Annotated in this window: 25 protein-coding genes; 7 read left to right on the top strand and 18 right to left on the bottom strand. The window is 69.7% G+C overall.

Annotation, left to right across the window (positions count from 1 at the left end; all coding sequences use genetic code 11):
* Window positions 1-45 precede the first annotated feature (45 nt).
* On the top strand, window positions 46-507 hold the full coding sequence (locus KV106_RS26030; protein ID WP_261213452.1) for a hypothetical protein: 462 nt from the start codon (window positions 46-48) through the stop codon (window positions 505-507).
* Between the two features lie 45 nt (window positions 508-552).
* Here the strand turns inward: KV106_RS26030 and KV106_RS26025 are convergent, their stop codons facing one another.
* The 6 genes from KV106_RS26025 to KV106_RS26000 all read right to left on the bottom strand — a co-directional run bounded on the left by KV106_RS26025 (window position 553) and on the right by KV106_RS26000 (window position 6,716).
* Complete coding sequence (locus tag KV106_RS26025; protein ID WP_261213450.1) at window positions 553-1,614, bottom strand: maleylacetate reductase; 1,062 nt, start codon at window positions 1,612-1,614, stop codon at window positions 553-555.
* 98 nt (window positions 1,615-1,712) lie between these two features.
* A complete protein-coding gene (locus KV106_RS26020; RefSeq protein WP_261213448.1) occupies window positions 1,713-2,126 on the bottom strand; it encodes a DoxX family protein in 414 nt (137 codons plus the stop codon).
* On the bottom strand, window positions 2,123-3,514 hold the full coding sequence (locus tag KV106_RS26015) for an MFS transporter (RefSeq protein WP_261213446.1): 1,392 nt from the start codon (window positions 3,512-3,514) through the stop codon (window positions 2,123-2,125). The genes KV106_RS26020 and KV106_RS26015 overlap by 4 nt, the downstream gene beginning before the upstream one ends.
* Window positions 3,511-4,749, bottom strand: coding sequence for a 3-hydroxybenzoate 6-monooxygenase (locus tag KV106_RS26010; RefSeq protein ID WP_261213444.1), 1,239 nt, complete (start codon window positions 4,747-4,749; stop codon window positions 3,511-3,513). Before KV106_RS26010 ends, KV106_RS26015 begins: the two co-directional genes overlap by 4 nt.
* A gap of 1 nt (window position 4,750) precedes the next feature.
* The gene (locus KV106_RS26005) at window positions 4,751-5,722 is read right to left on the bottom strand and encodes an amidohydrolase family protein (protein WP_261213441.1); all 972 of its coding nucleotides are present in this window, start codon (window positions 5,720-5,722) and stop codon (window positions 4,751-4,753) included.
* 7 nt (window positions 5,723-5,729) lie between these two features.
* On the bottom strand, window positions 5,730-6,716 hold the full coding sequence (locus KV106_RS26000; protein ID WP_261213439.1) for a Bug family tripartite tricarboxylate transporter substrate binding protein: 987 nt from the start codon (window positions 6,714-6,716) through the stop codon (window positions 5,730-5,732).
* A 74-nt stretch (window positions 6,717-6,790) separates the two neighbouring features.
* On the opposite strand from KV106_RS26000, the gene KV106_RS25995 reads away from it, so the two are divergent.
* Window positions 6,791-7,240, top strand: a complete 450-nt coding sequence (locus KV106_RS25995) for a MarR family winged helix-turn-helix transcriptional regulator (protein WP_057596600.1) — start codon at window positions 6,791-6,793, stop codon at window positions 7,238-7,240.
* 9 nt (window positions 7,241-7,249) lie between these two features.
* Here the strand turns inward: KV106_RS25995 and rtcA are convergent, their stop codons facing one another.
* The 7 genes from rtcA to KV106_RS25960 all read right to left on the bottom strand — a co-directional run bounded on the left by rtcA (window position 7,250) and on the right by KV106_RS25960 (window position 13,627).
* Complete coding sequence (gene rtcA / locus KV106_RS25990; RefSeq protein WP_261213437.1) at window positions 7,250-8,335, bottom strand: RNA 3'-terminal phosphate cyclase; 1,086 nt, start codon at window positions 8,333-8,335, stop codon at window positions 7,250-7,252.
* Between the two features lie 66 nt (window positions 8,336-8,401).
* Window positions 8,402-9,280: a nucleotidyltransferase domain-containing protein gene (locus KV106_RS25985; RefSeq protein ID WP_261213436.1), complete on the bottom strand. Its 879-nt coding sequence runs from the start codon at window positions 9,278-9,280 to the stop codon at window positions 8,402-8,404.
* Between the two features lie 27 nt (window positions 9,281-9,307).
* Complete coding sequence (locus tag KV106_RS25980; protein WP_261213434.1) at window positions 9,308-9,763, bottom strand: hypothetical protein; 456 nt, start codon at window positions 9,761-9,763, stop codon at window positions 9,308-9,310.
* Window positions 9,764-9,772: 9 nt separating this feature from the next.
* Window positions 9,773-9,985, bottom strand: coding sequence for a hypothetical protein (locus KV106_RS25975; RefSeq protein ID WP_261213432.1), 213 nt, complete (start codon window positions 9,983-9,985; stop codon window positions 9,773-9,775).
* Window positions 9,982-10,899 (bottom strand): zinc-ribbon domain-containing protein, encoded by a 918-nt coding sequence (locus KV106_RS25970; protein ID WP_261213431.1) that lies wholly within the window; start codon window positions 10,897-10,899, stop codon window positions 9,982-9,984. Before KV106_RS25970 ends, KV106_RS25975 begins: the two co-directional genes overlap by 4 nt.
* Window positions 10,900-10,959: 60 nt before the next feature.
* Window positions 10,960-12,186 (bottom strand): RtcB family protein, encoded by a 1,227-nt coding sequence (locus tag KV106_RS25965; RefSeq protein WP_057596596.1) that lies wholly within the window; start codon window positions 12,184-12,186, stop codon window positions 10,960-10,962.
* Window positions 12,187-12,475: 289 nt separating this feature from the next.
* Entirely contained in the window at window positions 12,476-13,627 is a 1,152-nt protein-coding gene (locus KV106_RS25960; protein ID WP_261213428.1) for a slipin family protein, read from the bottom strand.
* Between the two features lie 696 nt (window positions 13,628-14,323).
* Here KV106_RS25960 and rtcR point away from each other — a divergent pair.
* From rtcR to KV106_RS25935, 5 genes are all read left to right on the top strand, one after another.
* Window positions 14,324-15,934, top strand: a complete 1,611-nt coding sequence (gene rtcR / locus KV106_RS25955; protein WP_057596594.1) for an RNA repair transcriptional activator RtcR — start codon at window positions 14,324-14,326, stop codon at window positions 15,932-15,934.
* On the top strand, window positions 15,931-16,515 hold the full coding sequence (locus KV106_RS25950; protein ID WP_261213425.1) for a 3'-5' exonuclease family protein: 585 nt from the start codon (window positions 15,931-15,933) through the stop codon (window positions 16,513-16,515). Before rtcR ends, KV106_RS25950 begins: the two co-directional genes overlap by 4 nt.
* Entirely contained in the window at window positions 16,512-17,396 is an 885-nt protein-coding gene (locus tag KV106_RS25945; protein WP_261213423.1) for an alpha/beta hydrolase, read from the top strand. Before KV106_RS25950 ends, KV106_RS25945 begins: the two co-directional genes overlap by 4 nt.
* The gene (gene lhpI, locus KV106_RS25940) at window positions 17,393-18,364 is read left to right on the top strand and encodes a bifunctional Delta(1)-pyrroline-2-carboxylate/Delta(1)-piperideine-2-carboxylate reductase (protein ID WP_261213421.1); all 972 of its coding nucleotides are present in this window, start codon (window positions 17,393-17,395) and stop codon (window positions 18,362-18,364) included. Before KV106_RS25945 ends, lhpI begins: the two co-directional genes overlap by 4 nt.
* A gap of 134 nt (window positions 18,365-18,498) precedes the next feature.
* Window positions 18,499-18,783 (top strand): hypothetical protein, encoded by a 285-nt coding sequence (locus KV106_RS25935; protein ID WP_057596906.1) that lies wholly within the window; start codon window positions 18,499-18,501, stop codon window positions 18,781-18,783.
* A 33-nt stretch (window positions 18,784-18,816) separates the two neighbouring features.
* On the opposite strand, the gene KV106_RS25930 is transcribed toward KV106_RS25935, so the two are convergent.
* From KV106_RS25930 to KV106_RS25910, 5 genes are all read right to left on the bottom strand, one after another.
* Complete coding sequence (locus KV106_RS25930; RefSeq protein WP_057596905.1) at window positions 18,817-19,245, bottom strand: hypothetical protein; 429 nt, start codon at window positions 19,243-19,245, stop codon at window positions 18,817-18,819.
* A gap of 183 nt (window positions 19,246-19,428) precedes the next feature.
* A complete protein-coding gene (locus KV106_RS25925; RefSeq protein WP_261213419.1) occupies window positions 19,429-19,692 on the bottom strand; it encodes a hypothetical protein in 264 nt (87 codons plus the stop codon).
* A 178-nt stretch (window positions 19,693-19,870) separates the two neighbouring features.
* The gene (locus tag KV106_RS25920; RefSeq protein WP_057596903.1) at window positions 19,871-20,638 is read right to left on the bottom strand and encodes a Crp/Fnr family transcriptional regulator; all 768 of its coding nucleotides are present in this window, start codon (window positions 20,636-20,638) and stop codon (window positions 19,871-19,873) included.
* Between the two features lie 125 nt (window positions 20,639-20,763).
* A complete protein-coding gene (locus KV106_RS25915; RefSeq protein ID WP_057596902.1) occupies window positions 20,764-21,096 on the bottom strand; it encodes a hypothetical protein in 333 nt (110 codons plus the stop codon).
* A complete protein-coding gene (locus tag KV106_RS25910) occupies window positions 21,093-22,514 on the bottom strand; it encodes an EAL domain-containing protein (RefSeq protein ID WP_261213417.1) in 1,422 nt (473 codons plus the stop codon). The genes KV106_RS25915 and KV106_RS25910 overlap by 4 nt, the downstream gene beginning before the upstream one ends.
* Between the last annotated feature and the right edge of the window lie 375 nt (window positions 22,515-22,889).

The raw sequence follows: 22,889 nt of genomic DNA, 5'->3' as shown, positions 1-22,889 counted from the left end.
GACGAATGTCCGCCGCCCACACAGACATCCGAAGGGACTCTCACCATGAACACCAAGCAACTCATCGCCCTCTCCGCTCTCGCACTCGCAGCCGGCGCCGCCTCGGCCCAGACCGTGCCCGCCGAAGCCTGGGTGGGCGCGCCGATCGCCACCACCGGCAGCGCGCTGAGCCGCACCGACGTGCGCGCCGACCTGGACCGTTCGAAGACCGTGGCCCAGGCGCCGCAGGAAGCATGGGTCGGCAGCGAAGCCGGCGAGAACGTGGCCGCGGGCGCGCTGAGCCGTGCCGAAGTCAAGGCCGACCTCGCGCTGTGGACCCGCGCCGGCCTCAACCAGTACGCGCGCATCGACGGCATCGACAGCACCAACCCCGATTTCCGCCAACGCACGGCCGCCTACGAGCGCCTGCGCAACAGCCCGGCCTACCTGGCCGAAGTGAAGCAGCTGCAGGGCGTGCCCTCGGTGGCCAGCACGCAGCCCGCGGGCGGCGAAGCGGCCGCGAACTGAGAGCGGCAGACGGACCTCGCGCGCAAGGCGCGAAGGTCCCGCCGCTCAGGGCCGCGCGCCTTCCCAGGCGTTCTGCAGCAGCGCGCGGATCGCGTCGCGCTCCAGCGGCCGCGGATTCGGATACTGGTTCTGCAGCGCCTGCGCGCAGGCCACGTCGAGATCGGCTTCCTTCATGCCGATGTCGCGCAGCGCCACCGGCGCGCCGTTGTCTCGCGCGAGCTCGTACACGGCCTGCGCCGCGCTGCCGCCGCCGAGCGCGCCGGCGATGCGCTCCATGGCGCGCGGCGCCGCCGCGGCGTTGTAGGCCAGCGCATGCGGCAGCACGATGGTGTGGGTCTCGGCATGCGGCAGGTTGAAGCTGCCGCCGAGCGTGTGGCAGAGCTTGTGGTGCAGCGCCATGCCGACGTTGCCGAGCACGGTGCCGCACAGCCATGCGCCGTACAGCGCATCGCCGCGCGCCGCCACGTCCTGGGCCGAGGCACGCAGCACGGGCAGCGCACGGCCCAGCGCGGCGATGCCCTCCACCGCCATCAGGTCCATGATCGGATTGGCATCGACCGCGTAGAGGCCCTCGGCCGCATGCGCGATCGCGTTGATGCCGCTGGTCACGCTCATCGCCACCGGCAGGCTCAGCGTGAGCTCGGGGTCGTAGATCACGGTGCGCGGCAGCACGCGCGCGTCCTTGCCGGTCTTCTTGAGGCCGGCCTCGGTGATGCCGTAGATCGGCGTCATTTCGGAGCCCGCATAGGTGGTGGGAATGGCGAGGATCGGCAGCCCCGAATCGAGCGCGATCGCCTTGCCCAGGCCGGTGGTCGAGCCGCCGCCGATGGCCACGGCGCAGTCGGCATCGAGCCGCCGCGCCACCTCGCGCGCCTCGCGCGCGGTCTCGATCGGCACGTGCATCACGGCGCGGTCGAACACGCCGGCCGCATGGTCGCCGAGCAGCGCGGCGATGCGCTCGGCCTGCGGCCGCTGCTCGGGCGTGGACAGCACCAGCGCGCGCCGAGCGCCGAGCGCCTCGATCTCGCGCGCCAGGTGCCGCAGCGCGCCGGCACCGAAGACCACGCGCTGGGGCGCGCTGTTGTAGACGAAGGAAGAATGGGTCATGGGGTCGGGCTTTCGGATTCGGGACGCGAGGCGCCCGCCGCGAGTCTCCCGCGCGCCAGTGCGCGCTGCCATGCCGCCAACGGAAAGCAGTTTTCCGCTCAGCGCACAGTGTCCCTGGCGCGGGCCCGCACGATCAGCAGCAGGAAACCGCCCGCCATCGCGACGTTCTTGAGGAAGTTGTTGAGCTGCGCATTGAACTGCGCCGCGTCGGCCGACCAGAAGGCATGCGCCGCGAAGGCGGTGGCGAGGGTGAAGAGCGCGAGCGCACCCGCCACCCACTTCACGCGCCAGCCCGCGACCAGCAGCAGGCCGCCGCCGATCTCGAGCGCGATGGTCAGCGGCAGCACCACGTCGGGCAGCGGGATGCCGAGCTTGGCGAAATAGCCGAGCGTGGCGCCATAGGTCATGAGCTTGCGCACGCCCGCGATCAGGAAGATCGCGGCCATCAGCACGCGGGCCGCCAGCACCGCCGCGCCGCCATCCATCGGCCTCGTCGCCGTTCCATTCGTCATGCTCTCTCTCCTTCGCGCACCGTGGCGCTGTTCGTGAATCCAGTCCGCCCCATGCAGAACACCATCGCGCACGACAGCAGCGCGGGCAGCGCCGCCGCCACGAACAGCGCGCCGTTCGACCAGTGCAGCCCGATCAGCCAGCCCGCCACCAGCGGTCCCGCGATCGAGCCCGCGCGGCCGATGCCGAGGCTCCAGCCCATGCCGGTGGCGCGCACCGTGGTCGGGTAAACGCTCGAGGCCAGCGCGATCAGCGCCGGCTGCGCGCCGACGATGCAGAAGCCGCTGACCACCACCGCCGCCAGCATGGCCGCGAGCGGCAGCGCGGGCTGGCCGATCAGCGCGATGGTCAGCACCGCGAGCGCGAACACCGGCACCAGCACGCGGTAGAAGCCCACGCGGTCGATCAGCGGCCCCATCGCCACCGTGCCCACCACGCCGCCCACCTGCAGCAGCGTTCCGGCGGCCACCGCCACGTTCGCGCTGTAGCCCGCGTCGACCGCCAGCGTGGGCAGCCAGTTGGCGAGGAAGAACAGGTTCAGCAGGTTGAGGAAGTTGATGCCCCACAACAGCAGCGTGGCGCGCGCGCGGCCGCTGCGGAACAGCTCGGCCACCGGCGCGCCGTCCTGCTTCGCCTCGTGCACCACGTAGCGGCTGGCGGCATCCACCGGCACGCCGGGCGCGATGTGGCGCAGCCATTGCTGCACGCGGTCGAGCCGGCGTCCGCGCAGCACCAGGAACTGCATCGATTCGGGCATGTAGCGCAGCATCAGCGCGGCGATCACCAGCGGCACCACGCCGCCGAACACGAACACCGCGCGCCAGCCGCCCAGCGGCAGCAGCAGCGCGCTGATCGCGCCGCCAAGCACCGCGCCGCCGGTGAAGCCGCACGAGACCCACATCATCAGCGTCACGCGCCGCCGGTGCGGGCTGTACTCGCTGGCCAGCGCGCTGGCGTTGGCCATGATGCCGCCCAGCCCGATGCCGGTGACGAAGCGCATCGCGAGCAGCTGGCCCAGCGTGTGGACCAGAGTGGTCGCGAGCATGCACAGCGCGAAGAACACCGTGGCCGCGATCAGCACCGGCCGGCGGCCGAAGCGGTCGGCGCAGATGCTCAGCACCAGCGAGCCGACCAGCATGCCCAGCAGGCCGGCGCCGAACACCGGACCCAGCGCGGCCTTCTCGATGCCCCATTCGTGCACGATCGCGGGCGCCACGAAGCCCATCGCCTGCACGTCGAATCCGTCCATCACCACCGCGCAGCCCACCAGCACCAGGATCCAGCGCTGGAAGCTGCTGACCGGATGGCTGTCGATCAGCGCGGGGATGTCGATCGGCGCGCGCACGTCGGCGGCACCGCCCGTGCCCGCGGATTCGGCGATGGCTCTCACGCGAGCGCCTCGTCGAGATCCAGGCAGTGCTCGGCGCTCCAGCCGTAGAGCCATTCGAGCGCGTCGTAGAAGCGCTCCTGCGGCCGGCCCTTCCACATGTTGTTGCGCACCTGCCGCTCCACGCCCTTGGCGTGATAGATGCGCCCCATCTCGCGCGCCGACAGCACCACGCGCGCCGACAGCACCACGCGCGCGGTACGCGCCACGCGCGAACGCTCGTACAGCGCGAGCGCGCGCGGCCAGTCGCCCTGTTCGCGGCGCAGCGCGAGGCCGAGCGTGACCGCGTCCTCGCAGGCCGTGCAGGCGCCCTGCGCGAGGTACTGCACCATGGGGTGCGCCGCATCGCCCAGCAGGGTGGCGCGGCCGAAGGTCCATTGCTCGATCGGGTTGCGGTCGGCGGTCGAGTAGCGCTTCCAGGCCTGGGGCACGCGCAGGATCTGCTGCACCCGCTCGCAGGTGCCGGCGAAGAAGCGCAGCAGCTCGGCCGGGTCGCCATCCATCGAGCCCCATTCCTCGGGCCGGTCGCTGTGGAAGGTGGCGGCCAGGTTGAACTTGTCGCCGCCCTTGAGCGGGTAGTGCACCAGGTGGCAGTTGGGGCCGACCCAGATGCACGGCGCGGTGAAGCGCAGCGCCTCGGGGAACTCGGCCGTGTCGACCACCGCGCGGAACACCACGTGGCCCGACACCCGGATGCCGTCGCCCACGTACTGCTGGCGCACCACCGAGCGCACGCCGTCGCAGCCGATCAGCGCCTGGCCTTCGTGCCGCCCGCCCTGCGCGTCGATCAAGGTCACGCCCTCCGCGTCCTGTTCGATCTTCACGCCTTTGGTCGAGGTCAGGAACTCGATTTGCCCGTCGCGCGCCGATTGGACGCCGTCGAGCAGCGCGCCATGGATATCGGCGCGGTGGATCACCGCATAGGGATTGCCGAAGCGCTCGCGGAAAGCGTCGGCCAGCGAGATGCCCGCCACGCGCCGCGCATCGAGCGCGTCGAACATCACCATCTCGTCGGTGTAGACCGCCTTGGCGCGCAGCTGCGCGCCCACCCCGAGGGCATCGCAGGCCGCGAAGGCGTTCGGGCTCAGCTGGATGCCGGCACCGATCTCGCCGATCCGGCCGGCCTGCTCGATCACCTTGACGCGGTAACCCTCGCGCACCAGCGCGAGCGCCGCCGCCAGCCCGCCGATGCCGCCGCCGGCCACCAGCACCGGCCGTGTGTCTTTCGCAGCGCCCATCTCAGTTCAGCCCGAACAGCCGGCGCGCGTTGTCACGGCCGATCTTGCGGCGGTCGTTCTCGCTGATCTCGCAGCGGTCGAACCAGCGTGCCGCGTCCTCGTGCTTCTCGAACGGATAGTCGACCGAATACATGATGCGGTCAGATCCCACCTCGAGCATCGTCGACAGCAGCGTGGGCGTGCGGAAGTTGCCGCTGGTCGTGATGTGCACGTTGCTGCGCAGGTAGTCGCCGATCTCCTTGTCGCAGGGCATGCCGCGGCGGCCCTTGCGCAGGATGTGGTCGACGCGCCAGATGTTGAACGGGATGCCCTCGCCGAAGTGGCCGAGGATCATCTGCAGCTCGGGATGGCGGTCGAACAGGCCGCTCGACAGCAGGCGCAGCGCATGGATGCCGGTCTCCACCGCGAAGGCCCAGGTCGGGCCGGTGAGCCAGTGCGCGCCTTCGTAGATCGGCTCGCGCGGCAGCAGCGGGTCGCGCGGATGCATGTAGAAGGGCTTGCCCAGCGCCGCGGCGGCGCGCCAGAAATCGGCGAAGCGCGGATCATCGTAGTAGACGACCGTCTGCTCGTCGCCCACCTGCGAGAAGCCGTTGACCAGGAAGCCGTGGAAGCCCAGTTCCTTCACGCAGCGCTCGAGTTCGCGCGCCGCCGCCTCGGGGTCCTGCAGCGGCAGCGCCGCGAAGCCGCCGAAGCGCGCGGGATGGCGGCGCACCTGCTCGGCCAGCACGTCGTTGGCGCGCTTCGCGACTTCCACCGCGCGCTTCGCGTCGGGAATGCCCTGCACCGCGGGCGAGTTCAGCGAGAGGATCGAGAAGGCCGTGCCCCACTGGTCCATCTGCTCGAGGCGCTGCTGCTCGAAGTCGAGCAGGTTGCTCCTGAGCGTCTGCCACACCTCGGGCCGTGCATAGACCTGCGAGTCGGCGATCGTCAGGTCGATCGCGAAATGCTCTTCGAGCGCAATCTTGTCTTTCATGGGGTGTTCACTCCGGTTTGATGTTCAGCTTGTCGAGCACGTCCTGCCAGGTCTTGCGGTCCTCGGCGATGTAGCGCGCCAGTTGTTCGGGCGTGCCGGGGCGCGGATAGGTGCCGAGCTCGCGCGACTTGGCGACCACCTCGGGCAGCAGCAGCGCTTCGTTCATGTCCTTGTTGAGCTTCGCGAGCACCTGCGCGTCGACGCCCTTCTTCGCGATCACCGCGAACCAGCCGTGCGCCACCGCGCCGGGCACGGTCTTGCTCGCGAGCGGGAAGGCCTCGAGGCCGGGCTCCACGCGGTCGCCCATGCTGGCCAGGATGCGCATGCGGCCGCCCTGCACGTTGCCCGCGACCACGTTGTAGGTCTCGACCATCATCTGGGTCTGGCCGCCGAGCGTGGCCTGCATCGCCTGCGCGCCGCCCGGGTAGTGCACCTCGAGGAACTGCGCGCCCGACTGCAGCCCGAGCAGCGCCGAGGCCAGGTGCGGCGCCGTGCCGCGGCCGTTGTCGGCCACCTCGACGCCCTGCGGCCTGGCGCGCGCGGCCGCGATGAAGTCGGCCAGCGTCTTGTGCGGCGAGTTGCCGGGCACCGCGAGCATGAAGGGCGCCACCGCCGCGAGCGTGACCGGCACGAAGTCGCGGTTGAAGTCGTAGCTCACGCCCTTGATCGTGCTCGGCGCCACCGAGATCGCCGAGCCCTGCACGAAGCCGAAGCTGTAGCCGTCGGCGGGCGCGGCGAGGATGCCGTTCATGCCGATCACGCCGCTGCCGCCGGGCCTGTTGTCGACGATCACGCCCTGGCCCCACTTCTCGCCGAGCTTCGCGCCCACGAGGCGGATCAGCACGTCGGGCGCCGAGCCGGCCGGGAACGGCACGATGAAGCGCACGGCCTGGGCGGGCCATTTCGCCGCCGTCTGCGCCTGTGCGGCCGGCAGTGCCGAAACGAGGGCCAGCAGGGCCGCGACGGCGTGCCTGCGCGAGTGTCCGAGGCTCATCTTTTTTGTCTCCATTTACTTGATTATTCAAATAAGTGGGCGGACTATATACTTGAACAATCAAGCATGTCTAGATGAAAACCCTGAGCCAAGAACACGACCTCGAAAAGGCCATTCCCTTCCTGCTGGCACGCGCCGGCGCGCGCATGGGCAATGCCTTCGCCAAGGCCCTCAAGCCCTATGGGCTGAGCCTCAGCGAGTGGCGCGTGTGCGCGTCGCTGCAGCACACGCCGCGCCAGACGCTCTCGGAGCTCGCGACGCATGCCTCGACCGACCTGTCGGCGCTGTCGCGCATCGTCGACCGGCTGGCGGCCAACGAGCTGGTGATGCGGGAGAAGTGCGACACCGACAAGCGCGCGGTGCGCATCGCGCTGACCGAGCGCGGGCTCGCGCTCACGCTCGAGCTGATCCCGCTCGCGCAGCACTACGAGGCGGTCGCGATCTCCGACTTCAGCCCGGCCGAAGTCAAGACCCTGCGCGCGATGCTGCTGCGGCTGTACGCGAACGCGACGCCGCTGGCCTGAGGCGCCGGCTCAGGCCGGTTCGACGCGCACCGTCGAGGCCGCGCGCGCCTGCGCGATCGCGAAGCGCACCGGCAGGAAGCGCTCGATCACCGCGCAGTTGGTGCGCGTGTGCTCGGTCACCTCGCTGCAGGTGAACGCGGCGCCGCGGCCGCTCTGCCAGGTGGCCAGCGCCAGCAGCAGCGCGAGCTGGTCGGCCAGGTGCGGCCCGACGGCCGCCTCGCTCTTGAGGAAGCCGCGCAGCTCCTTCACCAGCGCATGCGCCACCTGCTCGGCGCTCAGCGTCTTCTCGCCGAAGGCCGTGAACACCTCGGTCACCTCGGCATGCACCAGCGTCGCGATCAGCGCATTGCCCGGGCCCTCGTTCTGCCGCGTGGCGCCGTAGCGCAGCTGCTCGCCGGTCCAGCCCATCGCCGCGCCCAGGGTCTCGAGTTCGCGCGTCATCACATGGCGCGCGATGCCCGGCGCCAGGCACTCGGCATGGCGCTCCAGCGCCTCGCCGCGCGAGAGCAGGTCGAAGGGCTGCAGCGCGCCAGTCGCCGGCACGATGTCCGCCTCGACCTCGCCGCCGCCGGCCGGATAGAAGCCGTGGCGGCGCAACTGCAGTCGCAGGTCGGCGCCGAGGCGGCGCACCAGCGGCGCAAAGGCGCGCTCGAGGAAATGGAACGGCGGCGCCATCGGGTTGTGCGTGCCGCCGCTCAGGTGCAGCCGGCTCGCCACGCCAGCCAGCAGCAGCGGCGGCAGCACGGTCTGCAGCACCAGCATGCAGCTGCCAGCGCCCGAGATCGCGAAGCGGTACTCGCCCGCGCGCACCGGGCCCGGCGCGAAGCGCAGCGACTGCGAACCGAGTTCGGCGCCCTCGACGGCCGCGCCGCTGATGGCGGCGGCCGCGTTCACGCACGCGAGGTGCTGGCGCATCAGGCCCGGCTTGGCCCGGCCGGCGCGAATCTTCTCGATGGCCATGGGCTGGCCCGTGACCATCGACAGCGCGAGGCTGGTGCGCAGGATCTGGCCACCACCCTCGCCTTGGGAGCCGTCGAGCACGACGGTCTGCAACGGCGCCGCATGCGCCTGTTCTCGTTGGATTTCTTCTTTCATGGCTGTTCTTCTTGTCGTGGGTGCGGTTATCGCACGCCCCTGTTCCCCGTTGTCCTTGCTACGTCCTCAGCCGCAACCCTGCGACTCGTGGCGCACCGCGCTCTTCGCATCGCTGCCCCCGAAGCGCAGCACCGTCTCGCTGAGAAAGGCATCGAGCCCCGACGCATCGGCCGGCGGCAGCGCCGTCACGGGCTCGGCCGCATGCGCGGCCAGCTCCGCCTCGATGAAGGCATGGATGCCCGGCCAGCGCGGGCTGGTCGCGGCCTCGCCCGCGCGCATCTTCACCTCGAGCAGCGCGTTGATCTCGTCGATCAGCGCGGCGTCGCGCACCGCATCGAGCGTGTGCTGCGCGAGATCGGCGAAGCGCATCGGCGGCACATCGGGCCGCATGCGGATCCAGCGCGCGGCCAGCAGCGGGCGCAGCACGTAGAGGTACTTCTTGTAGCGCACCGTCTCGGCCTGCAGGTGCTCGCGGAAGTTCTTCTTCGCCATCGAGGCGTAGTGATGCCAGCCGCGCGCGTTGGAGAACACGGCCTCCGACAGCGCGCGAAAGCGCGGCATCGCCTGCGCGTCCTCGCGGTAGACGATCGGCGAGCGCAGCCACTCGAGCAGCGTCGGGTTCGATTCGCGCATCAGCCCCAGCGCCTTGCGCAGGTCCCAGCCGTTGATGTCGAGCTCGCCGCTGATCGGCAGCTCGATCACGTCGCGCCGCGGCGTCACCGTGAGGTACCACGGCAGGCGGTTCACGTAGATGAAGCGTACGTCGTAGTCGCTGTCGGGCGAGGCAAAGCCCCAGCCGCGGCTGCCCGATTCGCAGGCGAACAGCACCGTGACCTCGTGCCGGGCCTCGATGGCGGCGAGTTCCTCCATGATCTGCGCGCGCATGGCGGGCTCGACCGGGTGGGCCGAGCGGATGCGTTCTTCTTCATGTCGTTGCGGTTTCATCGTTGTCCTTTCCCTGTCGTTCGTCATTCAATCCGTCGTGCTCGCCATCACCGCGGCCAGCGTGCCGCGCCGCGGATTCCACACGGTGAAGCACCAGATGCCCCACCACTCCTTGCCGTCCTCGAAATACGCACTCCACGTGCTGCGCTCGGGTTCGCGCTCCGGATCGCCGACCCAATCGAGCAGCACGAGGCCTTCGTCCGGCAGCAGCCCGATGGCCTCGCAGAAGCGCGGGAACAGCGTGGCTCGCTCGGCTTCGTCGGCCACCGTCAACGGATACGGCGGATCGCCGAAGGCCTGGCAGAGCCACTCGAACCAGTCCACCTCGTCGAGGTCGCGCGTGTGCGCGATGCGATGGTTCGGTGGATAGCTGTCGGCCGCGACCACCGCCGCCGCGTCGAGCCGCGTCGCGCTTGCGCTCGCCACGTCGAAGGCCCGTTGCGCATCGAAGCTGGCCGGCTGCAGGGACGGGTTCTTTTCCATGGCCTCGCGTCAGTGGCGTTCGGCCCGCGCCATCGTTTCCTCGCCCAGCCGCCGCAACACCTCGCGGTGATGCGCTTCGCCCACCACCGGTGCCTCGCCGGCCACGCGGCAGACGCTGAACTCGAACACCACGCCCACGCGCTGCAGCGTGGCGCGCAGCGCGTCGTGGGCGGCCGCCGCCTCCGATGCCATCGGCACGACCTCGTCCTTCGATGCGCTCATTCCGGCTTTCTCCCGAATCGTTGGGCCCACTGGCGGACCTTCTTGTCCGCATGGGCGTTCAAGGCCGCGACCTGCGCCGGCCCGGGCGCGAGACCCAGGCAATGCGCCACCGCCAGCCATCGCAACAGCCGATGATGCCCTTCGCCGCGCCGCGCGAACTCCGCTTCGCCGCATGCCGCAAGGCGCGCCGATGGAATGGCAGCCAGAAAGGCACGCCAGTTCCACGGGTTCGCATGGCCGCGCAGGCAGGCTTCGAGTGCCCAGTCCTCGTCGGCGGGATGGCGCAGCTTCGCGGCCAGCGCCTCGACCGCCGCCTGCGCGCCCTGCCGCTCCCAGCTGTTCCACGACGGTTGCCAGGCATCGACCAGCGCGCGCAGCCGCGCGAGATCGGCCGCCGAACCCCAATGGCCCAGTGCCTCGACCGCCAGCGTGCGCAGGCCCCACCACTTGCTCTCGAGCGCGGCGTCGACTTCGGCGCGCGCCGCGGGCGTAGCAGGTGCTTTGGCGAACGCGCGCAGCCGTTGCGACATCTCGCCCAGCAGGTTCGCGCCCTCGCCTTCGCGCGAGGCGGACCGCGCCGCGCGCAACGCCCGCCGGCATGGCAGGCAGCGCACCGCGCGGCTGTCGATGCTGGCGTGCATCGTCTCGTACCACCACTTCTGCTGCTTCGCCGTCCACACCTGCTCGGCACCGCAGTCGCGGCAGGTGAAGGCGCGGTCGACGTAATAGGTGGGCAGCGCGCCGTAGGTGTTGTTGTGGCGTGCCAGCACCGCCACGTCGGCAGGCTCGAGGCCCGGCGCGCGCCGCGACAGCAGGTGCCGCTGGTCGGGCAGGCGCAGTTGCGCCTCGATGCGCGCCGCGCGCTCGAGGCGGCGGCCGCGGATCTCGGCGCGGCGTTGCTTGTTGCTCTTCATCTCGTCGTCCTCGTCCGGTCTCTCTGAAAAAGGGAGGCCGATCGGGACGACCTCCTTGCACTAACCCTTCACGCACACCACCTGCTTGAGCGTGTAGACCACCTCCACCAGGTCCTTCTGCGCGTCCATCACCGCGTCGATGTCCTTGTAGGCCATCGGGATCTCGTCGATCACGTCGGCGTCCTTGCGGCATTCCACGCCCTCGGTCGCGGCGATCTGGTCGGCGATCGTGAACAGCTTCTTCGCCTTGGTACGGCTCATCTTTCGACCGGCGCCGTGGCTGCAGCTCATGAAGCTCTCGGGGTTGCCCTTGCCGCGCACGATGTAGCTCTTGGCGCCCATGCTGCCGGGGATGATCCCGAGCTCGCCGGCCTTCGCACTCACCGCGCCCTTGCGGGTCACGAGCACGTCCTCGCCGAAGTGCGTTTCGCGGCTCACGTAGTTGTGGTGGCAGTTCACCGCTTCCACGTGCGCCTCGAAGGGCTTCGCGATGACCTTGCGCGCGGCCGCGACCACGCGCTGCATCATCACCTCGCGATTCGCACGCGCGAACTTCTGGGCCCAGCCCACCGCGCGCACGTAGTCGCCGAAGTACCGGGCGCCTTCCTCGAAGTACGCCAGGTCCTGGTCGGGCAGGTTGCGCTGGTGCAGCTCGGCGTCCTTCTTCGCGAGTTCGATGAAGTGCGTGCCGATCGCGTTGCCCACGCCACGCGAACCCGAGTGCAGCATGAACCACACCGAACCCGCCTCGTCGAGGCAGACCTCGATGAAGTGGTTGCCGGTCCCCAGCGTTCCCAGGTGCTTGTGGTTGTTCGTGTTCTTGATGCGCGGGTAGTCCTCGCAGATCGCATCGAACTCATCCACCAGCTTGGCCCAGGCAGCGTCGGTTTCGTCGGGCGGCGTTTCCCACGAGCCCTTGTCGCGGCCCATGCGCTTGGGGTTCGAGCCGTGCGGCACGGCCTTCTCGATCGCCGAGCGCAGCGGGCCCAGGTTGTCGGGCAGGTCGTTGGCATGCAGCGTGGTCTTGCACGCCATCATTCCGCAGCCGATGTCCACGCCCACCGCGGCCGGGATGATGGCCTTGAAGGTCGGGATCACCGAACCCACGGTCGCGCCGATGCCGTAGTGCACGTCGGGCATGGCCGCGATGTGCTTGAACACGATCGGCAGGCGAGCCGCGTTCTCGAGCTGCTTGCGCGCCTCGTCTTCCACGGGCACGCCGCGGGTCCACATCTTCACGGGCACGCCGTTGGGGACTTCGTGCAGGTTGTAGTTCTGTTCTTTCATTTTTCTCTCCGTCTATCTGTTCTTCACGATCATTCTGGTGGACACGGCGGGATTCGAACCCGCATCAATACGGCGACCGTGGTGCTTGAATCCAGCGGCCCAGTCGACGATTGGAAACGCGCGCCAGTGACAGACCCGTCATCGGAGCCAGCACCTGCATCCTCAACCTTGCTCGTCGACCGACTTGCCCGCCGTACCTGGTCTTACCCAGGCTGCCGGCAACATCAACATTTTTGGCAGTGGCGCTCCCTTCAATGCCTGCGTGCCCTTAACCCTCATCTCCCGTCGCTCAAGCCCCGTTCGGCCGCAGCGTCACGAGCCCGTTGAGCACCTGGTCCAGGCCGCCGACCACCGAGATCTTGTCGATCCGCTCGGCCACGCGTTCCAGCGTCTCGAGTTCCTTCATCCGCAATGCGACAGGGTTGCCCTCCATCACTTTCGCGGTGTTCAGCAGCGAGCGCGTGGCCGCGGTTTCCTCGCGGCGGCGGATCACGTTGGCCTGGGCCGATTTCTCGGCCTCCACCACCTGCGCGAGGATGGTCTTCATCTCGCCCGGCAGGATGATGTCCTTCACGCCCACGCTCTCGAGCACGACACCCGAACCCTCGAGCCGTTCGCGCACCTGCGCCAGCACCGTCTGGTCGATGGCCGCCTTGTTCTCCAGCAGCGCATCGAGCGTCTGTTCGCCCACCGCGGCGCGCAGACCGAACTGCAATTCGCGATAGACATGCTCGGCCGGCTTCGGCATCTGGGCCAGGGCCTGCCGCACGTCGGCGAAGCGCCACACCGCCGACAGGTTCAGCCGCAGCCCCACCTTGTCGCGGGTCAGGATCTCCTGGCCGCTCACTTCCGCGATCTGCGAACGCAGGTCGATGCAATTCACCGCCACCTGGCGGTTGAAGCGCCAGAAGCCGTGGTTGCCCGCCGGCAGCAGCGCCTGCATCTGGCCCTCGAGGGTCAGTACGCCGACGTGGAACTCGGGCACCTGCACCAGCAGCACGCCTTCGAGGCCCTGCACCGCACGCGGACGCAGCGCCACGCTCTGCAGCTTCGACAGCAGATCGGCCGGCAGGCGCGCATCGACCGCCACATCGATCACGTCGACGCGCTGCTCGCGCAGCCCGCGCCAGTACAGCTTGCGCGTTGCGGGCGGCAGGATCTGCACCAGCACTCCGTCCTCGTGGCGCAGGCCCACCTGGGTCTCGCCCAAGGAAACCTGCACGAACTCGCGTGCCACCAGTTCGGGCTCGCGCGCCAGGAAGTAGTCGGCCAGTTCGTGCTCGAACACCGGCTCGCCGAGCGCGAAGCGCTCGAGCTTCACGGTATCGAAGCCCGCGAACACGCGATGCTTTCCCGGGCCGAGCAATTGCTCGAAATCGCCGTTGCGCAGCAGCAGCGCGCGCTCGTTCTTCTTGATGGTGATCTGGTGGAAGCCCAACATTTCTTCTCTCCTACTTCGCTTTTCGTTCGTTTCGTCGTCTTGTTCCTGGCAATGAATCCAGACCCTCGAAAGGGCAGGCGGCGGGCCTCGCGGTCGCCAGGGGCTGCAGCGCGGCGCTCGCGCGGTCCGGTGGTGACTCCTGTCGTCGCGATCGCAACGCCCTCCTCACCTTCCTCGCCGTCGATGGCCGCGCGCAGTTCCCTGACGCACGCACGGTGCGCAAGCCGCCTGCGCTTGGCACGGTGTCGCGCGCCGCAGGGCCGGGGCCCTGCGCCATCGCTCCGGTGTGCCGGGGCGGGGGGCTTTCGCCCCATCAGATGGCGGTGCACGCACCGCCGGGTGTTTCGCGGGAATCGAACCCGCAACGCCATGTGAACCACACGGTGCTCAACCATGAGCAAACTGGATCGAGTCCAGTCGCCAGGCAGTTCGACAGCGGCATACCGCCGACCCAAGACAGGTCTGGCCTGCGGCACCGGACCGCTTTCATGCGGTACCTGCGAGCGGATGAACTGCATCCGGACGGGTTCTTCATTGCAGGCCGCGTGCCAGGTCGCGGCAATCCGTGGCACGGAGCGATCGGAAGCGTGCAAGTCATTGATATTCCTGGGAAAAACTTCTTGCCCTTCTTTGACATCTCGCCGCTCATCCGGCTAGCATCTAGATAAACTTATAAATTGAGCTAGTTTCTTATCCATGAAACCCATCGTCGTCATCGGCTTCCTCGGCACCCAGCTCGACGCCGGCCAGGGCGCCGGCCGCTGGAGCAAGTGGCGCCCCACCGTTTCGCTCGCGCAGCACGAGGACATGGTGGTGGCGCGCATGGAGCTGCTCTACACGCTCAAGCACAAGACGCTGGCCGAGCTCGTCAAGGCCGACATCGCGGCCGTCTCGCCCGAGACCACGGTCAACCTGGTGCCGATGGACCTGGCCGACCCCTGGGATTTCGGCGAGGTCTACTCGCGCCTGTACGACTGGGCACGCGCCTACCCCTTCGACACCGAGCGCGAGCAGTACTGGTCGCACATCACCACCGGCACCCACGTCGCGCAGATCTGCATGTTCCTGCTGTCCGAGTCGCGCACCATCCCCGGCGTGCTGGCACAGACCTCGCCGCCGCGGCGCCAGCGCGAGGGCGAGGCCGGCAAGTGCGTGCTGATCGACCTCGACCTCTCGCGCTACGACGTCATCGCGCGCCGCTTCGACGCCGAGCAGCGCGACGCGGTGGCCTTCCTCAAGAGCGGCATCGCCACGCGCAACGCGCGCTTCAACGCACTCATCGACGAGATCGAACGCGTGGCGGTGCGCTCGCGCGCGCCGATCCTGCTGGTGGGCCCGACGGGCGCGGGCAAGTCCTTCCTCGCGCGGCGCATGTTCGAGCTCAAGCAGTCGCGCCACCAGGCCACGGGCGCCTTCGTCGAGGTCAACTGCGCCACCCTGCGCGGCGACGGAGCCGCCTCCACGCTGTTCGGCCACAAGAAGGGTTCGTTCACCGGCGCCGCGAGCGAGCGCGCCGGCCTGCTGCGCACCGCGCACCAGGGCGTGCTCTTCCTCGACGAGATCGGCGAACTGGGCCTCGACGAGCAGGCCATGCTGCTCAAGGCGATCGAGGAGAAGCGCTTCTTCCCCGTCGGGGCCGACAAGGAGGTCGAGAGCGACTTCCAGCTCATCGCCGGCACCAACCGCGACCTGCGCAGCGATGTGGCCGAGGGGCGCTTCCGCGAAGACCTGTTCGCGCGCATCAACCTCTGGACCTACGACCTGCCGGGCCTGGCCCAGCGCCCCGAGGACATCGAGCCCAACGTCGACCACCTGCTGGCGCTGCATGCGGCCGAGAACCACCGCGTGGTGCGCTTCAACGCCGAGGCGCGCGCCGCCTACCTGCGCTTCGCGCAGAGCCCCGAGGCGCTGTGGAGCGGCAACTTCCGCGACCTCTCGGCCAGCGTCACGCGGCTGGCCACGCTGGCCGATGGCGGGCGCATCCCGGTCGCGCTGGTCGAGGCCGAGATCGCGCGATTGCGCTGGCTGTGGAAGCGCGCGCAGCCGGCGCTTTCCGCAGGCGAGTCGCGGGCCGTCGACCTCGACGCGCTGCTCGGCGAGGCGCGCGCCGCCTCGCTCGACCTGTTCGACCGGCTGCAGCTCGAGGCCGTGCTGCGCGTGTGCCGGAAATCGCGCAGCCTGTCGGACGCGGGGCGGCAGCTGTTCCAGGCCTCGCGGGCGCAGCGCAGCGTGGTGAACGATGCGGATCGGTTGCGCAAGTACCTCGCGAAGTTCGGGCTGGAATGGGGCACCATGACGAGCGCATGAACGAAGCATCGAATCCCATGACCGAGATCTACATCAGCACTGACGTCGAATCCGACGGCCCCATCCCCGGCCCGCATTCGATGCTGAGCTTCGGCTCGGCCGCCTACACGGCCGACAAGAAGCTGGTGTCCACCTTCAGCGCCAACCTGCACACCCTGCCCGGCGCCGAGGCCGACCCGAAGACCGCCGCGTGGTGGCGGACGCAGCCCGAAGCCTGGGCCGCCTGCCGCCGCGACCCGCAGGAACCCGCGCACGCGATGAAGAACTACGTGGCCTGGCTCAAGGGCCTGAAGGCGCGGCCGGTCTTCGTGGCCTACCCGGCGGGCTTCGACTTCCTGTTCGTCTACTGGTACCTGATGCGCTTCGCGGGCGAGAGCCCGTTCAGCCATTCGGCGCTCGACGTCAAGTCCTTCGCCATGGCCCTGCTGAAGACCGATTACCGCGACAGCACCAAGCGCGCGATGCCGCGGCGCTGGTTCGACCCCGGCCTGCCGCACACCCACGTGGCGCTCGACGATGCGATCGAGCAGGGCGCGCTGTTCTGCAACATGCTGGCGGAAAGCCGCGCCGCCACGCCATGAGCGTTCCACGCCGTCTCGCGCGCCTGGCCGGCCGTGCGCTGCTCGCGCTGCCCCTGCTGCTGCTCGGCGGCTGCGTCGAGTCGATGTTCTATTACCCCGACCGCGTGCGCTACGAAACGCCCGATGCGCTGGGGCTGCGCTACGAGCGGGTGCGCTTCCAGAGCACCGACGGCACGGCGCTCAGCGGCTGGTTCATTCCGGCCGCGGGCCGCGCCGATCCGCGCGAGGCCAAGGGCACGGTGATCCATTTCCACGGCAATGCGCAGAACATGTCCTCGCACTGGCGTTTCGTCGCCTGGCTGCCGAAGCAGGACTTCAATGTCTTCGTGTTCGACTACCGCGGCTACGGCGATTCCGAAGGCAAGCCCGAGCCCCGCGGCGTGTTCGAGGACTCGGGCAGCGCCATCGATCACGTGCGCTCGCGCGCCGACGTCGATCCCGCGCGCTTGCTGGTGTTCGGCCAGAGCCTCGGCGGCACCAACGCGATCGCGGCCGTGGGCGCGGGCAACCGCGCCGGCGTGCGCGCAGTGGCGATCGAGTCGACCTTTTATTCCTACGCGTCGATCGCCAACGACAAGGTCTCGGGCGCCGGCCTGCTCGTGGGCGATCGCTACGCCGCCTCGAAGTACGTGGCCGCCCTCTCGCCGATCCCGCTGCTGCTGATCCACGGCACGGCCGATGCCGTGATCCCCGTCGACCACTCGCGGCGCCTGCTGGCCGATGCGCGCGAGCCCAAGCGGCTGATCGAGGTGCCCGACGCCGGCCATCTCGAGCCGATGAACGAGGCCCGCTTCGGCACCACCTACCAGCGCGCGCTCGCCGGGTTCTTCGAAGCCGCGCTGGCGACCGCCCCCATCGCACCCACCCCGCCCGCCCGATGAAGCACTTCGACGCCGCCGCCACCCGCGCCCCGCTGGGCTTCGAGCGCCTCGTGCCCGCGCTGCGCGCCGCCTTCGCGGCCGAGGCCCAGGTGCCGCAGCGCCACGTGCACGCCATCGACAACGCGAGCGGCGACAAGGGCACCGTGCTGATCATGCCGGCGTGGAGCGAGGCCGGCTTTCTCGGCATCAAGACCATCAACATCTTTCCGGGCAACGGCGCGCGCGGCCTGCCCGGCCTGCATGCCACCTACGTGCTGTACGACGCGCGCACCGGCGTGCCGCTGGCGCTGATGGACGGCGACGAGCTCACGGCCCACCGCACCGCCGCCGCCTCGGCGCTCGGCGCCTCGTTCCTGGCGCGTGGCGATGCGCGTCGGCTGCTGGTGCTGGGCACCGGCCGCATCGCGCGCATGCTGCCCGCGGCCCATGCGAGCGTGCGCCCCATCGAGGAAGTGACGGTGTGGAACCATCGCATCGAAGGCGCCGAGGCGCTGGCCGCGCAATGGCGCGCGCAGGGCTGGGCCGGTGCGCGCGTGGCCGCGCCGGGCCCCGCGGGCCTCGAGGCCGCCGTGCGGCAGGCCGACATCGTCAGTTGCGCCACGCTGGCCACCGCGCCGCTGGTGCGCGGCGAATGGCTCGCGCCGGGTTCGCACCTCGACCTGATCGGCAGCTTCACGCCCGCCATGCGCGAGGCCGATGCACGATGCTTCGAGGGTGCGCGCACCTTCATCGACACGCCCGAAGCGCTGACGAAGGCCGGCGACCTGCTCGACGCGATCGCGGCCGGCACGCTGCGCGCCGAGGCGGTGCAGGGCACGCTGGCCGCGCTGTGCCGTGGCGAACGTGGCGGACGCACGCAACCCGACAGCGACGAACGCACGGTCTTCAAGGCCGTCGGCAGCGCGCTCGAGGACCTGACCGCTGCCACGCTGGTGTGGCAGTCCTCGTCGGCCGCGGCGCCGCTGTAGACCTATGACTGCATGGCACGCCTAGTGCTTATGGCCAGTCGGCGCCCCGCGACGGCGCGCGCATACGTCAAGCGACGGATGGCGCTTCGCGGGGGAGGCCGTTAATCTGGCACGGCACACAGGGAGACCCACGCATGCTCACCATCGTTCAGAAAGCCGCCATCCTCGGCAAGGCCGGCATCGACGTGCCGGCGCGCCCCGAGGACGACCTGTCGACGCATGGGCTCACGGGCTCGCCGGTGCAGGCCGAGGGCGTTTCGCAGCAGGCCCATGACTGGGGCCGCGCGGTGGAGACCCTGTACGTGAGCTACGTGGCGGCGCGCGCCGCCAAGAGCCTGCGCGACGCCGAGGAGGCGCGGCAGAACGCGATGCTGAGGCGCATGGCATCGGGTTCGCCGCCGCGCACCTCCTTCGCCTGAGCAGGTCCCGGAGCGCCGCGGGCCGCTTGCCGCTTACTTGCCCTGCGCCGCGGTCAGCGCCGGGTTCTGCATCGTCGAGATCACCTTGCTGTTCACGCGCGAGCCGCTCACCACGTTCTGGTCGGGCGCCGCGGCGGCCGCCACGGCTTCGTTGTAGACCTTGGCCGGGTCGGCCATCGGCTTCACCGTTTCGGGGCCGCGCGAGCCACGGGTCACGTTCTGGTCGGCCGCGTGGGCGGTGGCCACGGCCTGCTGGTACATGGCATCGGCGTCGGCCATCGGCTTCACCGTTTCGGGACCGCGCGAGCCGCGAACCACGTTCTGGTTGGGCGCATGGGCCGTGGCAATGGCTTCGGCTTCGACGGCTTCGCGGCTGCGGCCGCCCGTGGTCTGGGCCTGGACGGAGGCCACGGCCATCACGGAAAAAGCGGCCGCGAGGGCGAGTTGGTAGGAGGTCTTCATGTCGGTTGGATGTCGGAGGAGTTGTTTGGACAGGGTTTTTCTCTAGGGAAAACCCTGGATCACGGTAGTCCTCCTGTAAGGCGAACTGATGACGCCCCCGGGCGCGTGCCGGTTGACGAGGAGTGCGCCAGCAGAGTCGGGCGGTTTCTGCCAGGGCGGGGCGCGAGTGCGCCGTACGCTCTTTCAGCCGCCGACCTTGGGCCGCTCCCCGATGCCCAGGCCCTTGTTCGGATCGACCGACCGCGGCGCCAGCCGATCGCGATACGCGCCCCGGCTTCCATATTCCACCTTGGCCCGATCCACCTCCTTCTGCGGCAGCAACTGCAGCTTCCTGCAGTTCGCGCATTGGTACAGCCGCATCCAGGGAAAGAACCGCATCCAGCCCGAACGCTGGACCCGGCCGAGGTAGTGGATGCTGCAGTTGCAGGCGGAAAAGATGGAACTCATGAAAGCCTCGAAAGGTGCGCAATCGGTGGTTGCGGCGAGGGTCCGAATCGCACGGATCGCCGCGTGGTCTCGATGCTAGGAATCGATCCTTGTCGATGCACCTTCGATCGCATCGCAACTGTGTGGCGGTTCACAGCTCGTGCCAAACAGCGCGCGAAAACAACGCGAGCACGCGGCATCACTTCGCGCTCGATCCGCGCTCGCCCAGTGCCTTGAGCAGATCGAGATCGTCGAACGGCGCAGCCTCGTCGCGTTCATCGCCGGGCACGCGCGGCTCGAGCGACTCGAAACTGCCATGGTCGGTCGACGCGAAATCGGCCACCACGTGGATGCCGTGCTCGTCCTTCCACAACAGGCCGCGGCTCTCCATCTCGCGCATGGTCTTGTTGACGACCTCTCGCGACAGGCCCGCGTACGACGCGATCACGGCCTGCGAGATGCGCTTGTCGAAGCCGCCGGTGTCGGCCGGCGCGAGCTGGGTCAACTCATAGAGCACGCGCGCGACCAGGGTCTCGGAGGTCAGCGAGGAGATGCGGCGCAACTGGCTGCGGATGATCGTCATGCGCTTGACGGTGAGCTCGAGCAGCTCGAGCGCCACCGACGGATGCCGGGCGCAGATGTCGTGCAGCGCCGAGGCCGGAATGAGGTAGACCGAACTCGGCAGCGCGGCCACGAGGTTGGCCATCGACTGGTAGCGCGCCTCGTCGAGCGTCGGACTCAGGAACAGGTCGCGCGGGCGCACGAAGTCGGTGGTCACGCCCGCGCTGCCGCCGTTGCCGCCGACCACCACGCGCAGCAGTCCCGAGGCGACGAAATAGACCTTGTCGGTCCACTCGTCCATCCGCAGCACGGTCTCGTTGCGCCGGAAGGAACGCAGTTCGCTGCGCGCGACCAGCGCCGCGCGCTCCGCCGCCGGAACGTTTCGAAAAAGGGAATGCAGATACATGGTCGGAAACAGGCTCCATCCGATTCGCTTTCTCCGGGCGGGACATGCAGGGGAACGTGCGCGGCCGACGTGGACGGCAGCGCGCGCCGACCAACGGATGCGGCGCTCGGCGCCACGGACGGGCCCTAGGCGATGGAGTCGGACACGCCACGAGATCGCGAGCCATCGGCGTCATCGGCGCGATCGGGCATCGCAGCCGCGGACGGCGCCTGCGCGCCCGCCGCGCAAGCCGCGCACACCGAGCGCACGGCACGCAGCGCGGGCGAATCGCGCAGCTCCTGCTCGCGGATCGCGGCTTCGAGCGCCAGGTACTGGTCGCGCGCCAGCAGCTTCTCGCGCGCGCCGTCGCCATGCAGCAGGACGCCGTGGCGCATGACCTCGTGCAGGGTGCGCTGCAGGCTGTCGATCTGCGCGCCCAGGCGGGCAAGCTGCAGATGGAAGTCGGGCGAGGGATTCACGCGCGCCCTCCGGGGCCGCGCGCCGGCGCGCCATCGTGCAGCGGCACGCCGCAGCCCTGCAGCCATTCGGCGCCGGCCTCGAGCGCCACGCGGATGTCCTCCTCGCGCTCGATGCCGTCGACCACGATCGAGGGCGCGAAGCTGCCGCACAGCGCGAGCATCTCCTCGAGCAGCTCGCGGCCGAAGCGGTCCTCGCGCGCACGCCGGATGAACACCGGGTCGAGCTTGATGATGTCGGGCCGGCAGACCTTGGCGGCGGCGAGGTTGCCGGAGTCGCCGCCGAAATGCTTGATGGCGACGCGGCAGCCGCAGAGTTGCAACTGCAGGCAGAAGTCGCGCACCGATTCGAGATCGGGCAGCGTGGGCTCGCCGGCGATCTCGACCACGAGGCGCGCCGCCAGCTCGGGCTCGCGCCGCAGCAGCACCATCAGCGAGGCCCACCAGTGGTCGCGCCGCGCGCTCTGCGCCGAGATGCTCAGGCCCAGGCGCACGGTGCCGCCCAGGCGCAGCTGCCGCACCACGCAGCCGGCCGCGAGGTGGTCGAAGGTGCGCACCAGGCCCAGCCGCTGCAGACAGGGCATGAAGAGTTCGGAACGCAGCGAGGCGGCGTGCGGTTCGCCCTCGGTGTGGAAACGCGCCTCGTGATAGAGCGGCGCCGCGAAGGCGGCGGCCTGCGCCGGGGCGCCCACCACGGGATGCCATTCGATCGCGAGACGGCGCGCATGCAGTGCGTCGCCGACCTGCAGCGCAACCGCCATGTCCTCGCGGTAAAGCTGCTGCCAGCCTTCGGCCCGCACGAGCTGGAAGTCTGGCGCGGGCTGCGCGGCCCACAGGCGCAGCTCGACCTCGGACTGGCTCATGCGCCCGGGGCTGGGCGCGTCGCTCCAGCCCACGTGCAGCTGCACCAGCGCGCGCGTGTCGCGTAGCTGCACCGGCGTGCCGCCGAGGCCGGTGAGCAGACTCTCGAGCCGCGCCGAGGCGCCCTGGCGCGCCTGCGCGTCCTCGACCGGAAACGCCGGGTTGCTCCACAGCAGGAAGCAGTCGTGCCGCAGCATCGCGAGGTCGGCGTCGGCCACGCTGACGAAGCCGGTCAGCAGGCGGTACTTGATCTCGATGCTGGCATGCAGCGCGAACTCGGCGCCGTAGACCTCCATGAGCTGCGGCAGGTTCGCGATGAAGACGAAGGCACAGGCCCGCACCGGCGCGCCGGCGCCGGGGACGGTCGGCACGGCCATCGAGGCCGCGGGTCGTGGCATCGGCACATGGCGCGGCGCGACCGGACTGCGGCGGCGCATGCCATCGAAGCCCGCCCGCAGGCGCGCGACCACGGGCGCGACGAAGGACCGCACGACATGACCGGGCCCTGGCGTCGGCAAGGCAAGCGCCACGGGGCTGGTGACGCGATCACGTACGGCCATCTGGTTTCCTCCGCTAGGTAAGTTCGCCGAACCGCAACACGCTGGGTGGTTCCACTGCCGACGCCGAGGTCGGCCGCTGCACGTTCGAGAACGGGCCGTTATGCGGATTGCGCATGGAATGCTTAAACCGAAATGAATACTACGGATCCCGGTAGCAACCCGCATTAACTTTCTGGTGACAAATGTGTCCTAGCTCACAGGCGCTGTAACGCAGGGGCTCAAAAAACGCGCCGAACGGCCGAAAACGCCTGGCCGGCGCGTGGCGCCGAAACCGGCACCCGCCACGGCCCGCGGCGGGCTGGCGCGATCCGCCGTTCGATTGGCGCGATCGGATTGGCCAGCGCGCGCCGTGCCGCGCACACTCCCGCCCATCGC

This window comes from Variovorax endophyticus (assembly GCF_025376855.1).
In the GTDB taxonomy this organism is placed as follows: domain Bacteria; phylum Pseudomonadota; class Gammaproteobacteria; order Burkholderiales; family Burkholderiaceae_C; genus Variovorax.
The sequence above is the reverse complement of the archived record's forward strand: the minus strand, read 5'-3'. Positions and strand labels throughout refer to the sequence as shown.